Consider the following 14,384-nt stretch of genomic DNA (forward strand, 5'->3'; position numbering starts at 1 on the left):
CGCCGCTTAGCTTGTATAGTTACTTTAACTGAATCCAATGAGTCTCACTCGGAGTATAGGCGGAATTTAGATTAGGCCTGTACGTTTGTTAACAAATCCGTATTGCATCTCATTCTGAGATATACCATTGTGTGGATAGCAGTATGCGGATGTCAGTACGTGGATAAACTCCAAACGGTTACTTTAACAAACCAGTTCTGATTCAATCAGAGAATAGCGGAGCTAAGACAACTGTATTCTCTCGGCTCTTTTACAGCTCAGCGGCTGCGCGCAGCAAGCCGCTCGAACGCAGGCTTCGGCCTGTGCTGTTCATCGAACAGGAACGGCCAGTTTTTACGTCCGCGGACAGGGAAGTTGTCCAGCCACGTGTAGTCGTCCGCCGCCCCCCAAAAGGTGACGGACGAAATGACCTGCCGGTATTCCCGGAGCAGCCGGAATACCGCATCATAGCGCTCCGCCTGGAGCTCAAGCAGCTCCGGAGGCGGGCTTGCCAGGTCCGTCCGCTTATCGTCGAAGCGGAACAGGGACATATCCAGCTCGGTAAGCTGCAGCTGCAGCCCGAGCGAAGCGTACTTCTCGATCGCTGCCCGGATGTCATCCAGCGCAGGATCGTACAGGTTCCAGTGCGCCTGCAGGCCGACGCCATGGACCGGCACTCCCTGATCCAGCAGCGACTTGAGCAGGGTATAGATTTTATCGCGCTTCTGCGGATGCGATTCATTGTAATCATTGTAGAACAGCAAGGCCTGCGGATCAGCCTCATGAGCATATTCGAATGCTCGCGCAATGAACTCAAGTCCGGCGATCTCCAGCCATTTGGACGGCCGCAACAGCTCCAGGCCTTCATCGGCAATCACCTCATTGACCACATCCCAGGCATAGATCTGTCCCCGGTAACGTCCAACAACCGTATCGATATGCGACTTCATACGCGCCAGCAGAAGCTCCTTGCTTACCGCCGTACCAGCTCCGTCCGTAAACAGCCAGTCGGTTGTCTGGTTATGCCACACCAGAGTATGACCGCGCATTGCCAGCCCGTGCTTCCGGGCAAAAGCCGCCAGCTCGTCCGCCTGATCAAAGGTGTATACCTCCTCCTGCGGATGCACACTCTCAAACTTCATTTCATTCTCTGCAGTGATACTGTTAAAATGATACGCCAGCAGCTGCTCCTGGGAACGGATCGTCAGCGGGTTTACCGCTGCGCCGATTTTGAAATCATCAGAGAACATGTCCTTTAACGCAGGTCCGCTGAAGCCCTTATCTCCCATCCTAATAGCCTCCCACAAAAAAGTTTACTCTAATACCGTCACCCTTTACTTCCATGCAGATACGGGACACCGGCCTCTCAAGCCCTCCACTCAAACCAGTCAAAATAAGCAAATCCCGGCAGCAGCCGCCCGTTGCCCGCCGCATACATGCCGGCTACTACTCCGGTAAAAGCATTCCCTTCCGCCGCCTGCGGCGACAGCTCATAGGCCGGGCCTGCAGCCAGTCTGGTCCACGCCTCACCGTCCATGGAATATAGCAGACGGTACTCTTCGTAATCCGCGGCAATCTTCAGAAAAACTCTGCCAGCAGACCCGCTTACCGGAACCTCCGCCGCCAGCCGGGACTGGCCTTGTAGCGTCAGACGCGCAAACACCAGAGGCCGACCGTCCCTATGGATCATCCCCACCTCATAATGGGCCCGCTCATTCATTCTGACGCACAATCCGGCTTCCGCACCGTCCTCCTGAGCTTCCAGCTCAAGCAGCGTGCTCCACTCTGCGGTAAACTGCTGCTGTCTGCGGCCGACGAAGGCCGTCTGCCCGGCATCGCTGAGTCCGGCCGGCTGGCCCTTCAGCGCCAGCCAGCCCGGACGCTCCTCCAATGTCCAGCTGTGTTCAGCCGGATTCCGCAGGAAGACCAGATCATACGGAAGCATACTTTGGTCAAAATCATGCCGGCCGCTCGTATAACCGGTTTCCTGTACAACTTCCTTCACGCTGCTGTCCGAACGCTCAGTGCTCTTCCCCTGCACATTAGACCGCCCCACACACATCTCCAGTCCCACGGTACCGTCATTGTTGTCAATTATCGGCCAGCCGTCCTCACTCCAGCTCACCGGCGCAAGATACGTCTCACGGCCAAGTACCCCGAAGCCGCCGTCCCCAAGACGTACACCAAGAAAGACCGCCCACCATCCGCCGTCCGGGCCTTCGATCAGATCGGCATGTCCCAGATATTGAATCGGGTGCTCAATTCCCCTGTGGGTGAGAATCGGCTCGGCCAGCTCCTCAAACGGACCGTACGGCGAACTGCTGCGCCCGATGATCTCGCGATGCTCCTTGGCCGTACCGCCTGAGGCCGCCATGATATAGTACATCCCGTTAATCTTGTACAAATGCGGGCCTTCGAGCCATGGCCCGCCGTCCCCGGTCCAGATCACCACGGGTTCAGTCAGCGCAGCTCCGGTGGCAATGTCAATCTCATACTGGATGATATGAGAATCATAGCCTGCCCCCTGCTGGGCGGTCACATAGACCTTGCCGTCTTCATCGAACATCAGCGATGGGTCAATACCGCCGTAAGGAACGGAGACCGGATCGGACCAGGCTCCTGCCGGATCAGCCGCAGTTACATAGAAATTGCCCCGTCCCCGCACATCCGTTGTAATCATATAGAACATTCCGTCATGATACCGGATTGTCGGCGCATATATCCCGTCAGAGCTGCCGCAATTGCGGATGTCGAGCTGGCTGATCCGGTCCAGCACATGGCCGATCTGCTCCCAGTGAATCAGATCGCGGCTGTGAAACAGCGGAACACCGGGGAAATATTCAAAGGTGCTGCAGACCAGATAATAGTCCTCTCCCGCCCGGGTAATGCTCGGATCAGGATAAAAACCCGGCAGCACCGGGTTCGTATACTTTATTAGGGATCGCTTCATCTCCATGCAAACAACCTTCCTTTTACTCGTTAAAGGTACCTGTAATTACTGCCCCTACTCCTTAACACTCCCCACATTCAGACCGACCACAAAATACTTCTGCATAAACGGATACACGAGCAGGATCGGAACCGAGGCGACTACTGTAATGGCGGCCCGGATCGACAGCGGTGTCACCAGCGCCCGCGCTGAATCCTGGTCCATCCCTACCCCGGCGGCAACGTTAGGGTTGCTGTTGGAGTTCATCGTTGAGGATAAGAGCTTCATCAGCTCATACTGCAGTGTACTCAGGTGCTGCCGGGAAGAGGTGTAGATAAAGGCATCGAACCAGGAGTTCCAGGCACCCACCGCAACAAACAGGGCAATGGTAGCAAGCACCGGCTTACACAACGGGAAGACAACCCGCATGAAAATTTTGAAGTCTCCGGCTCCGTCAATTCTCGCCGACTCCATCAGGCTTTCAGGAATGGTACCGATATAAGTCCGGATAACGATCATATTGAAGGCACTAATCATCGACGGGAAAATATAAACCCAGAAGCTGTTAATCAGGTTCAGATCCTTGATCAGGAAATAGCTCGGGATCAGACCGGCGCTGAAATACATCGTCAGCACGAAGATCACCGTGATCGGCTGGCGGAAGACGTATTCCCTCCGGCTCAGTGTATAGGCCAGCATGGTCGTCAGGAAAATATTCAGCACTGTCGACAGCACCGTCCGCGCTACAGAAACCAGAAAGGCATCATAAATCGTACCGGAGGCAAAGATCGCCTTGTAATTCTGGACGGTCCAGGCTCTCGGCCATAAGTAAATGCCGCCGCGGATTGTGTCATTCCCCGCGTTAAACGAAACGGCAATGGTATTCAGGAACGGATATAAGGTAACAATCACTAGACAAATCATAAATACCGTATTAAAGGTGGTGAACAGCACAGGCTCCAGCTTTCCTTTGCCGATGCTTCTTCTCACTCTCATGCCTGTGTTGTGCCCGGGGCTAATCTGCCGGTTATCCATCATTATAACAACCTCTCTTCCCCAAGCCGCTTGGAAATGCCGTTAGCCATAAGCAGCAGTGTTACGCTGACAACTGTTTTGAATATGCCCCCTGCGGTTGCGAGGGAATAGTTGCCCTGCGCCAGACCGTATTTTAGTACAAAAATATCAATTGTTTCCGCCCAGTCGACGACAAGCCCATTACCAAGCAGGTACTGTACCTCAAAGCCTGCCTCCAGCACATGCCCGATGGACATGATCATCAGGATGACGATGGTCGCTTTAATTCCGGGCAGCGTGACAAACTGCATTTTTCTGTAACGGCTCGCCCCGTCGATTTCCGCAGCCTCATACAGCGCCGGGTCGATCGATGCAATAGCTGCCAGATAAATAATTGTATTCCACCCGACTTCCTTCCACACATGGGAGGCGCCGACAATGCCCCAGAAGTACTTGCCCTCACTGAGCCACAGAATCGGCTCCTTGATCAGGTGCAGCTTCATCAGCACAATATTGATAATCCCGTCATTGATCGACAGTGAGGTCGCCACAATGCCGGTAACGATAATCCACGACAGGAAATGCGGCAGATAGGAAATGGTCTGGACCGTTCTTTTCCACAGCACATTTTTGATTTCATTCAGCAGCAGCGCCAGCACAATTGCCGTTACAAAGCCGAGCACCAGGTTAATGATCCCCATCGACAAGGTATTGCGCAGGACACGCAGGAAATTGTCGTCGGTAAACAGAAATTTGAACTGCTTGAAACCTACCCATTCCTGTTCACTGAAAGACTTGGCAGGCCGGTAATTCTGGAAAGCCATAGTCCAGCCCCAGACGGGCACATAGGCAAAAAGAATAATGTAGAGCATTAAAGGCACTGACATCCAGATCAGCTGATTCTGGCTTTTGATCAGCGACCAGGTAACCGGCCGCTTCTTCTTTTTGCGGCGGTTGGAATGCCGGACGGCTATTTCTGTTTCTAAGGTCTCAGCCATAGTAATTGTCTCCCCGCTCCATCGTTTATTGGAGCAGGCGGAAGGCCGGAACGGCCCTCCGCCTGCTGTTTCATTGCAGCTTCATTACTTGCTCCAGGTATCAATTCTCCATTTGATCTGCTCATTGATCTTGTCTTCGTAAGCCTTCACATTGGCTTTCTTGATCTGTCCGACATAATCGGTCCACACGGAATCGAATTCTTCCGGACTCGCCAGGATCGCTTTAGGAAGGAATTTGGTCTGCAGCTCATTTAATTTGGTGCTGGCAATTTTGGCATCGGAGCCTTCAACCAGGTCGATGGACCAGGCCGGGTAGTAAACCGGGTTGGCAGGCGGCTCACTGAAGAAGTCCACATAAGTATCGTAGCCGTAAGCATCAAGCACTTCCTTATCGAAAGGCTTCAGCCCTGCTTTATACTCTTCCGGCTGTGCTGCTGCGTCGGTAGAGTTGCCGTCACTGAAGCTTCCTTCCATCTTAGGCAGGTAGCTGAAGAGTGACTTGGCTTTATTGGCCAGCTGCCAGGTAGCATCGGCTGCATTATCACGCTGCTCCTGTGTTCTCATGAATCTGCCGTTCTCTACGATATAATCCTCGCCCTCAATCCCCCAGGAGAAGGTCTTCTGCCAGTCTTCCTGAATCAGGGTATCGAGCAGCTTGATAATCTTCACCGGATCTTTGGCGTTGATACTGATACCGAAGCCGTTATTAAGGTTCAGAACCGCAAGGTCACGGTAGTAGTCTTTGGTAGCCTTGTCGTATACGAGTGGAAGCCCTACATAAGTGCGTTCAATTTTGCCCTGGGTGGTCAGGGAATCCTCGGCCGCGTTGAAGTTCCAGTGCTGGTCGAACATACCCAGAACGGTTCCGCTGGACAGCTTCGCCATATACTGGTCGTAGTTCTGCACAAAGGTCTCTTTATCGATCAGACCCTTTTTATTAATCTCATTAAGCTTCTGGTAGTACTGTTTGGCATAATCCTTGTCTGCAAAAATCTCAGCCACACCGTCTTTGACCACGACCCCGCCGTCGTTCGGATGTCCGATCAAGTGCTGAGGCGCATTGAACAGTCCCCAGTTTTTCCAGTCATAATTCAGTATTTCGAAGCCGATGGTCGGACTTCCGTCAATTTTCGGATATTTCTCTTTGTATTTCTCAATCAGGTCAAAGTACTCATCCAGTGTCTTGACCTGCGGATAGCCAAATTCCTTGAGCACTGCCTTCTGAATCCAGAAAGCCGGGCCCGAATACCAGGCGCTGTTCACCTTGCCGTTGTATACCCCATAGTTAGGCAGGATATAGATGTGTCCGTCATTTGGGTCCTTCATCATGTTCCAGTACTCCGCATAATGCGCTTTCAAATTCGGAGCATGCTCTTCAATCAGATCTTCGAGCGGAATATATGCCCCCGCTGCTGTCAGCTTCGTATTTCCTGTCATCATATCGGGATAATCCTGGCCGGCAATCATAACCCCCAGCTTCTGGTTAATGTCGCCTGCCAAAAATTCGAAATTGAAGCTGGCGCCCGTTTCATCTTTAATTTTCTTGTAAATTTTATTGTCCGGTGTCGGCTGCTGGCCGGCTTCGCCCAGAAACACACTGATATTGAACGGCTCAATTTTGTCGCCCGTGTCCGCAGCTCCTGCAGTTTGCGCCGCACTGGTCTCTTCTGCCTTGGCATTATCCTTGGTATTGCCGTTGTTGCCGTTGTTATTGCCGCCGCAGCCGGCGAGTGCAAAGCTCAGGGATAACAGCGTGATCAGTGAAGCCTTGAACGTCCGTTTTGACTTGCCCCCCATAAAGCACCTCCATATTTTTGGTTACGCTTTTTTGTAAGCACTTACATTAATAAATTATAGAGGTGATCCTTGGCTCTAAATACAGCTGAATTAAAGGTGTAACCCCAAAAACTTTAGGACTTTGCCTGCCGGTATTCGTTCGGGGACAAGTGCATTTTCTTCTCAAACTGCTTCAGGAACTGCCCGTAATTGGCATATCCCACCCTCTCTGCTATTTCCGACAGCTTAAGGTTACGCTCCGCAAGCAGCCTTGCCGCTTCCTCAATCCGCAGATTATGAAGCAGTTCATTAAAGCCGATTCCGTTCTTCTTGATCAGAAGCTGGCCCAGATAGACGGGATGCAGGTAAAAGATTTCCGCAAGCCTCTGGATCGTCAGGCTCTCACGGTAGTGCTCCTGAATATACCGGTTAATATCCCGGACAACATTCTGAGACCGGTTGCCCCGCTCCTGCAGCAGAAGGCGAACCACCTCTTCGGCAAAGGCCAGCAGATACTCCATGAGTCCGCCAAGTGTAAGCATGTGATAATTAAAATCCGCCCGCGGCTCTGTACCATTCCTCTGCAGCTGTCCGGCCTCCGGAGCCGGTACAAGCTCCCTCATTTTATAGACCAGATGAATCACAAATTTCTTTACAGTGTCCGGAGATACCAGCTTCTCCCGGAAGCTTGATGCCGCACCTTCAGCCTCCCGGCGGAAGCCGGGAAGATCCAGCGTATTTACTAATCCGATCAGCACATCTGCCAGCCGGATATGGTCGTAATCTCTGCTTAAGGGCGTATCGCGGATTTCGTGGAACATCAGCAGGCCACCGGAAGGTTCGCTGTAAAAACAATACTGCAGGGTCTCCTTTGCCGTCAGATAGCTCCCCGCAATGCTGCTAAGTTCCGATACGCTGTCCCCGGCCGCAATAAACAAGGGGATGCCGGGACAAGCCTGCCGCAGCCCCTCCGCAATCCGGGCAGCTGTAGCGGTCCCTTCCCCGGACACCGCACTTCCGTAGACAATCGCACAGGTGTATGCCTCCAGGTCAGCCAGCACCATCCCGGCTTCCCCGGCAGACAAGGCGGCCGCTTTCGCCCTGACTTCGGTATAGCTTAGCTGTTCAGTCTGAATCAGAATGACGTTCCAGCAGCTGAACCCGGCGGACAGCGCAGCCACATAACCGGCATCCGTAGGCTCTTCCGGTTGGCCATAGAGCAGCCCTTTGATGACTGCTGCGGTCTCCTCCAGGGCGGCAAGCTGCCGGCATTTGCGGCTGTGCGCCTCCTGTTCCAGCTCCAGCCGGATTTGGCGCAGCTCTTCCCCGGCCTCCTCCGGAAATACCGGCTTCAGCAGATAGTGATGGATGCCGTAACGGATTGCCGTCTGGGCATATTCAAACTCGCTGTAGCCGCTGAGAATAGCAAATTTGGTCTCCCTGCCCCCTCCCTGCTGCCAGGCATCAACCATTTCAAGGCCGCTGAGCAGCGGCATATTCACATCCGTAATGACCAGATCCGGCGCAAGCTCCCGGATCAGCTGCAGTCCCGCCTGGCCGTTGGTGCAGGTTCCGGCTATCTCATATCCGAGCGCCTGCCAGTCGATCCACAGCAGCATCGCTTCAAGGGCACTGGGCTCATCATCAATTAACAGAACTTTATACATTCTCACAGTTTCCCCTCACCTCCCGGCAAATGAATTTTCTCCAGCAGCTTCAGCGGTATTCCGAACGAAACCGATGTCCCCTCACCCGGTACACTGACCATTTCAAAGGTCACCTGATCGGCATAGTACAGCTCCAGTCTGCGGTATACATTGCGCATCCCGATATTCTGCCCGGAGGAATCCTCTGTGCGGATATTGTGCAGCAGCTCCTTGAGCTTCACTGCCTCCATGCCCTTGCCGTTGTCAGAAATGGTGATCTGCAGGCGGTCCTCCCGGACAGCCGCCCTGATCCGGATTACACCGAGGCCCTCTATGGTCTGCAGGCCGTGCTTGCAGGAGTTTTCAACAAGAGGCTGCATGCTCAGCTTAGGTATTTTGTAAGCCAGCGCCTGCTCTTCAATTTCAAACTGATAATCGAACTTGTCGCGGAACCTGAATTTCTCGATCTTCAGATACATTTCAATAAACTGCATTTCCTCCTGTAGTGACACCAGGTCCTCCTTCCACCTGAGCAGCCTGCGCAGCAGCTTGGAGAGGCTTTTGATAATATCCGTCACATCGTCATATTTGTTCTTGGTGCAGACGACGAGAATGGCATTCAGCGTATTGAACAGGAAATGCGGATTCATCTGGCTCTGCAGAAAATTCAGCTCGGCCCGCACCCGCTCCATCTCAAGGTTCTTGCTCTGGATTTCCAGCTTGTACACATCGTTAATCAGCGAATTGATCCGCGAAGTCATCCGGTTGAAATTATGAATCAGTCCGCCGATCTCATCCCGGCCCTCATCGATCCGGATCAGCTCGAACTTCTCGTTGCTCACCTTCTGCATATGCCGGGCCAGCCGCTTCACCCGGTAATTATAGGAACGCAGCATCACATAGATAAAAGCCGAAGTCAGCAGCGTGACAGTGGTCGCCAGCACCGCCGCATACAGCCGGATATCCAGAACAGCCTGGGCAATCCGCTCCCACTGTGTTATGCCGATAACCCGCCAGCCTTTAAGATAATTGGCCGTACCGATAGGCAGAATATGCACCTCCTGGTCTCCGTCCTCAGGCTGCGTAAACAGCGGGTAAGGCTCATCCGTTACATGCTGATAGCCGCTTGCCTCTGACATGACAATCTGATTCTGCTCATTGACCAGGTACAGGCTGAGGTAATCCTTTTCCCGCACAATGATGTCGTACACTTCACTGAGATCGAGATCGATCCGCGACAGCTTTTCATAAGTGTTGAACGAGCTGTAGTGATCCATCCAGTCAATGATGCTCAGCATCGGTGTGGAAGAGTTACTGTTCTCGCTTATCCGGTAGGCGGTTACAACCACCTGGTTGCTTGAAGACTCGGCTTGCCTGTACCAGCCGCTTGTCCGGATCTTGGCGTTAATAGCCTGATAATTGCCACCGGATACGATAGACTGGTTGGCGGTGAATACCGTAATACGCTCAATCTGGTTGTTCACGGGCATGTAGCTGTACAGCCGGTCGCGCAGCTCCTCATCATAGGCACCGTAAAAATCAATGGAATCCTTATAGGGACGGTCCAGCATTTCATACAGGTTCTTGTCTGTGGAAAGGGTATAGCCGACGGCAACGCCGCCCTCGATGAAATCATGAATGTCCTTCCTTGCCCGCTCCAGAGAAATCTCCAGGTTCTGCTCCTCTCTTGACTTGATCAGGTCCGTAATCCGGCCCAGGAACACCAGGTTAATAATCATGATAGGCAGAAGCACACCGACGATGTAGATCAGGAAAAACTTATAATTCAGCGGAATGTCGTTGACGATATTGGTGAAGCGGAGTCTTTTCTTGAGCATGGATTGTGCACCCGGCTTTCCTAGAGCTGCTTGCTGTGGTCTGAGTTCTTGTATACAGAGGGCAGAACACCCGCGATTCCCTTGAATTTGTCGATAAAATAATCCGTATTGCTGAAGCCGACCTGTGCGGCCACATCGGAAATTTTCAGCTCTGTCCGCTTCAGCAGCGCCTTGGCTGCCTCAATTCGCTTAACGTTCAAATATTCGCTGAAGCTGCGTCCTGTCTCCTTGCGGAATAACTGCCCCAGATAGGCCGGGTTCATATGAAACTGCCGGGCCAGCTCCTGAAGCTGCAGCTTGCTGCGGAACTCCTGATCCACATACCGGATGACGTTATAGATGGTGTTACCTTCATTTGCCTCCTGCAGCTGTCCCAGATAGTCCGCCGCCGTATTACAGAGACCGCTTACATAACGGCTTAACCGGGTGTAGTCACCGAGGTCTCCCAGACTCCCGTATTTCGCCTGGTGCCCGTTCATCATGGTGCCAGGTTCTCCGTTATGCTCTGCCACCAGCCGGCACAGGGTCATTTCCAGATGGGCGATGCCGGCCTGAACAGCTTCCACAGTAGACAATTGCCGGGCATAGGACATGAAGATATCCTTTACACAGGATTCAATCCCCTCCGGATCACCGGCCATTACCTTTTCCGGCAGCTCTGCAAAAGCCGACTGCTCCCGGCTTGCCTCTGTACTGCATTTCCTGAAATCACAATGGAAGAACACGCCGCCCTGCTCTTTGCCGAACCTAAGCTTCCACATATCCAGCAGCTGCAGATAAATGCCCTTAAGAGACTCAATACCTGTCATCCGGTCACTGACCATTACCGTAACCGGCTGCTGCAGCAGCCCTGTCAGCTCCTGCTGAAGCCGCCGGGCACCGTCCTTCAGGCTGTCCCGTGTGAGGCTTGCTGACTGCAGCAGCAGGCCGGTCCGTCCGGCACTGTCCTGGAAGCTGCTGCACACCGGTTCAGGAGTGAATAAAGACTGCACCGGATGCAGATGCGCTGCCGCTGCAGGCGGATCAATCAGAATGCCCAGCAACTCTGTATCTCCGCTAAGCTTCATCAGGTTGGCGGCCATCAAGCGGACGTCTTCCTCGTTCTCCCCCAGAATCAGACGGCTTAACATGCCGCCGATAATGACTGACTGCTTTTTTTGCCGCTCATTCTCGGAAGCGATTTCATTTTGTATCAAATGACTTAGCTGGCCCAGGAGAAGCTCGAGCTCCTCCTCATCGACCGGCTTCAGCAAATACTGCTCCACCCGTTCGCGCAGGGCCACTCTGGCGTACTGGAAGTCATCGTATCCGCTCAAAATAATAAACCGGGGCGGCTTCGCCATCGTTCCATTCACCCTGGATATCAGCTCCAGCCCGCTAAAGACCGGCATATTAATATCGGTCAGTACAAGGTCAGGCTGATGCAGCTCAATCATTCGCAGCGCATCCTTGCCGTTCATGGCCTCACCGCACAGCTCGAATCCGTACTTCGCCCAGTCCACCATCGTCCGCAGCCCCTCCAGCACCCAGGGCTCATCGTCAACAACAATAGCCTTCAGCATGAACCGCATCCCTCCCCATTGATTCCGTGAGCAATTTTCACTTAACTGCCCAACAAATAACTATAGATTATGCTAACATAGTTCACTATTTCTGTGACTTATTTCCGTTGCTATTTCGTTCGGGGATGAGCAGCAGCCTAAAGTTCCGGCCATAAAAAAAGCGCTCTTTGCCGGAAGGGACACTACTGCGTCCCCTGCTCGCAAAGAGCGATTCTTATAAATTTCATAGATGTGACAACGGCAGCTTACACCAGTCCAGACTCCGCGCGCAGCTTCAGGAATACCTGGTAGCTCCGCTCCGCACAAGCCGAAATCGCAATCGGATGGAAGCCCGGAAGGTCAGCATACAGCGTATCGTTCAGCGGTGCAGTCCAGCTTGCCGGCAGCTGGCTTGCCCCCAGCTTTGCCCCCATGATTGAGCCTACGGTAGCTCCGTTGCAGTCCGTGTCCATTCCGCCGTAGACCGAGGTAACTACAGCCTTCTCGAAATCATTGCCGCCATAAACCAGCGAGGCGGCAACAAGTGCAGCATTATTGACCGTATGCACCGGATCATAATGGCTGAACTTGTCCCAGATGCGGCTGACCAGCTCGCGTTCACTCTTGGCCGATTGGGCAATATCGATACCCTGGAGCACCGCTTCGGCAAGCCGGCTCTTAGCCGGAACTTCGCTGAGTCCAATCTCCAGAATCCGCTCGTTGTCCTGCTCGACGAAGGCGGCCGAAATCATGGCTGCATTGAACATTTCGCCATAGATCCCGTTCTTCACATGGGAGAATGATGCGTCGCGCCAGCCCAGCTCGGCGGCCAGCTCCGGCTGGCCGGCTGCACCGTAAGCCAGCCCGTCAGCCCGGATGGCCGCACCGATCCATTCGCGGTACGGATTGAGATGCATCCGCACCCGCTCCAGACGCTGCTGCCAGTCAGCCGGCTTCTCCTTGTGCATGTGGGAGGTTTCGGCGGCAAAGTTCATATAGGTCTGTGTCTCGGCGGTACACACCTGAGCATAGGTCAAATTCCCGTGCCACAGCTTGCCGATATCCCAGGCATCCCAAGAAAGCCCCTTCTGCTCCAGCAGCAGCAGCCCGAGGACCGTGTAACGGAGATCATCATCGCTCTCCATGTAGCTGATCTTCTCCCGGGTACTGGTGAAGGACCAGGCGCTAAGACCGAGGCCATACTCCGCTTCCGCTCGGGAGTTATCCGGCGTATAGCCCTTGATCGGCCAGGCATCCGCACCCTGGAACCAGAGCTCGATATTTTCCCAGCCCGGACGGCCATCCTTCCCGTAGAGATAATCCCAGTGCTCCAGCGGCTTGCCGAGCGCGCAGCCGACGCTTCTGCCTAGCCAGGCCCCGTGGAACTTGTCTCTCCACTGCTCTGGTGTCCATGAAGGAGCAAGGATGCGCGGACCCTCCGGCCGCAAGGCGCGGATTTCCTCAAGCCCGGAAGGCTCCTGATACGGGAAATCCTCCGCTACTTGAAGCTCCATCAGCTTGCGGTAGATTTCCATCAGCCTGCCTTCATCTGTTCCCGCAGCAGCCAGCTTCTCAGCGATTCCGTCCGTCCGGCAGCCTTCCTCATTCCGCTGCTGCAGCTCGAACTTTACTGTCTCCAGCAGGTTCTCCCAGCCGGCCATCAGCTGTTTCCTCCGGCCGCAGCCAGCAGCTCCCGGTCCAGCCGTTCCAGCGAATCGAACAGCAGCTTCATGAATGCTTCACGGTCAACGCCGGTCAGCACCTGTACATTCGGCTGGCGGTCCGGCTTCTTCCTGCGGTCTGCAACGGTCATCCCGCGGGTCAGCTTACCCTCGGTTTCTACCGTCACATAAAGATGCTCCGACTGGAACAGCTCCGGGTGCAACAGCCAGGCTACGGCGCATGGATCATGCAGCGCGTTGCCGACATAGCCCATTTTTTTGCCATAGATCGAATAGAAGTCCAGCAGCTCCCCGACCATAACAGATACAGGGCCTTTCTGCTTCAATTCAAGGATTTCCTCCTCAAAAATCGCCGCCTTATCCGTCACATCCAAACCGCTCATTACAATCGGGATACCCGATTCATAGACGATCCGTGCAGCTTCCGGGTCTACAAAGATGTTGAACTCAGCCGTGCTGGTCACATTCCCGTAAGCCAGGCCCCCGCCCATCAGCGAGATTTCCTTAATCTTGTCCTTTACTTCAGGGTAGGCAGTAATTAACAGCGCAATATTGGTCAACGGTGCCATCGGTACCAGTGTGACCGGCTCCTCCGAAGCACGGATGATCTCAAGCATGAACTCAACCGCGCCTTGCTCCACCGGCTTAAACTTGCTGGCCGGCAGCACAGGACCATCCATTCCCGATTCCCCGTGTGCTTCCTCTCCGGTCACCAGCTTGCCGAACAGCGGTCCCTTTGCCCCCTTGGCTACAGGAATATCTGCATTAACGAAGCTCAGCACCTTTAGGGCGTTATCCGTAATTTTATCAAGAATCTGGTTCCCGCCTACCGTTGTAATCCCCCGGATTTCTAGCTCCTCCGGATGGGCCAGCGCCAGCAGAATCGCTATCGCGTCATCGTGCCCCGGATCGCAGTCAATAATTATGGGTCTTGGCATTGTTGTTCTCCCCCTTATGTCTTTCTCAGCAGCCTGTCCTTGT

The 14,384-nt window shown here is 53.7% G+C and carries 10 protein-coding genes; all 10 read right to left on the reverse strand.

Annotation, left to right across the window (positions count from 1 at the left end):
* Positions 1-257 precede the first annotated feature (257 nt).
* Entirely contained in the window at positions 258-1,268 is a 1,011-nt protein-coding gene (locus tag AC4G46_RS27710; RefSeq protein ID WP_491125531.1) for an endo-1,4-beta-xylanase, read from the reverse strand.
* A 77-nt stretch (positions 1,269-1,345) separates the two neighbouring features.
* Positions 1,346-2,929 (reverse strand): glycoside hydrolase family 43 protein, encoded by a 1,584-nt coding sequence (locus tag AC4G46_RS27715; protein ID WP_491125532.1) that lies wholly within the window; start codon positions 2,927-2,929, stop codon positions 1,346-1,348.
* A gap of 54 nt (positions 2,930-2,983) precedes the next feature.
* On the reverse strand, positions 2,984-3,943 hold the full coding sequence (locus AC4G46_RS27720; RefSeq protein ID WP_491128995.1) for a carbohydrate ABC transporter permease: 960 nt from the start codon (positions 3,941-3,943) through the stop codon (positions 2,984-2,986).
* Positions 3,944-3,945: 2 nt separating this feature from the next.
* The gene (locus AC4G46_RS27725; RefSeq protein WP_491125533.1) at positions 3,946-4,920 is read right to left on the reverse strand and encodes an ABC transporter permease; all 975 of its coding nucleotides are present in this window, start codon (positions 4,918-4,920) and stop codon (positions 3,946-3,948) included.
* Between the two features lie 84 nt (positions 4,921-5,004).
* On the reverse strand, positions 5,005-6,717 hold the full coding sequence (locus tag AC4G46_RS27730; protein ID WP_491125534.1) for a type 2 periplasmic-binding domain-containing protein: 1,713 nt from the start codon (positions 6,715-6,717) through the stop codon (positions 5,005-5,007).
* A gap of 113 nt (positions 6,718-6,830) precedes the next feature.
* Complete coding sequence (locus AC4G46_RS27735) at positions 6,831-8,363, reverse strand: response regulator transcription factor (RefSeq protein ID WP_491125535.1); 1,533 nt, start codon at positions 8,361-8,363, stop codon at positions 6,831-6,833.
* A 2-nt stretch (positions 8,364-8,365) separates the two neighbouring features.
* Positions 8,366-10,180, reverse strand: a complete 1,815-nt coding sequence (locus AC4G46_RS27740; protein ID WP_491125536.1) for a cache domain-containing sensor histidine kinase — start codon at positions 10,178-10,180, stop codon at positions 8,366-8,368.
* Between the two features lie 20 nt (positions 10,181-10,200).
* A complete protein-coding gene (locus AC4G46_RS27745) occupies positions 10,201-11,742 on the reverse strand; it encodes a response regulator transcription factor (protein WP_491125537.1) in 1,542 nt (513 codons plus the stop codon).
* A 245-nt stretch (positions 11,743-11,987) separates the two neighbouring features.
* Positions 11,988-13,382: an ADP-ribosylglycohydrolase family protein gene (locus tag AC4G46_RS27750; protein ID WP_491125538.1), complete on the reverse strand. Its 1,395-nt coding sequence runs from the start codon at positions 13,380-13,382 to the stop codon at positions 11,988-11,990.
* The gene (locus AC4G46_RS27755; RefSeq protein WP_491125539.1) at positions 13,382-14,341 is read right to left on the reverse strand and encodes a nucleoside hydrolase; all 960 of its coding nucleotides are present in this window, start codon (positions 14,339-14,341) and stop codon (positions 13,382-13,384) included. Before AC4G46_RS27755 ends, AC4G46_RS27750 begins: the two co-directional genes overlap by 1 nt.
* Between the last annotated feature and the right edge of the window lie 43 nt (positions 14,342-14,384).

Source organism: Paenibacillus sp. fava2, from assembly GCF_058313675.1.

What these genes read in the sequence shown, in the direction of transcription:
- AC4G46_RS27710 (WP_491125531.1), bottom strand. Translation starts at nt 1,268, where the DNA reads ATGGGAGATAAGGGCTTCAGCGGACCTGCGTTAAAGGACATGTTCTCT.
- AC4G46_RS27715 (WP_491125532.1), bottom strand. Translation starts at nt 2,929, where the DNA reads ATGAAGCGATCCCTAATAAAGTATACGAACCCGGTGCTGCCGGGTTTT.
- AC4G46_RS27720 (WP_491128995.1), bottom strand. Translation starts at nt 3,943, where the DNA reads ATGGATAACCGGCAGATTAGCCCCGGGCACAACACAGGCATGAGAGTG.
- AC4G46_RS27725 (WP_491125533.1), bottom strand. Translation starts at nt 4,920, where the DNA reads ATGGCTGAGACCTTAGAAACAGAAATAGCCGTCCGGCATTCCAACCGC.
- AC4G46_RS27730 (WP_491125534.1), bottom strand. Translation starts at nt 6,717, where the DNA reads ATGGGGGGCAAGTCAAAACGGACGTTCAAGGCTTCACTGATCACGCTG.
- AC4G46_RS27735 (WP_491125535.1), bottom strand. Translation starts at nt 8,363, where the DNA reads ATGTATAAAGTTCTGTTAATTGATGATGAGCCCAGTGCCCTTGAAGCG.
- AC4G46_RS27740 (WP_491125536.1), bottom strand. Translation starts at nt 10,180, where the DNA reads ATGCTCAAGAAAAGACTCCGCTTCACCAATATCGTCAACGACATTCCG.
- AC4G46_RS27745 (WP_491125537.1), bottom strand. Translation starts at nt 11,742, where the DNA reads ATGCTGAAGGCTATTGTTGTTGACGATGAGCCCTGGGTGCTGGAGGGG.
- AC4G46_RS27750 (WP_491125538.1), bottom strand. Translation starts at nt 13,382, where the DNA reads ATGGCCGGCTGGGAGAACCTGCTGGAGACAGTAAAGTTCGAGCTGCAG.
- AC4G46_RS27755 (WP_491125539.1), bottom strand. Translation starts at nt 14,341, where the DNA reads ATGCCAAGACCCATAATTATTGACTGCGATCCGGGGCACGATGACGCG.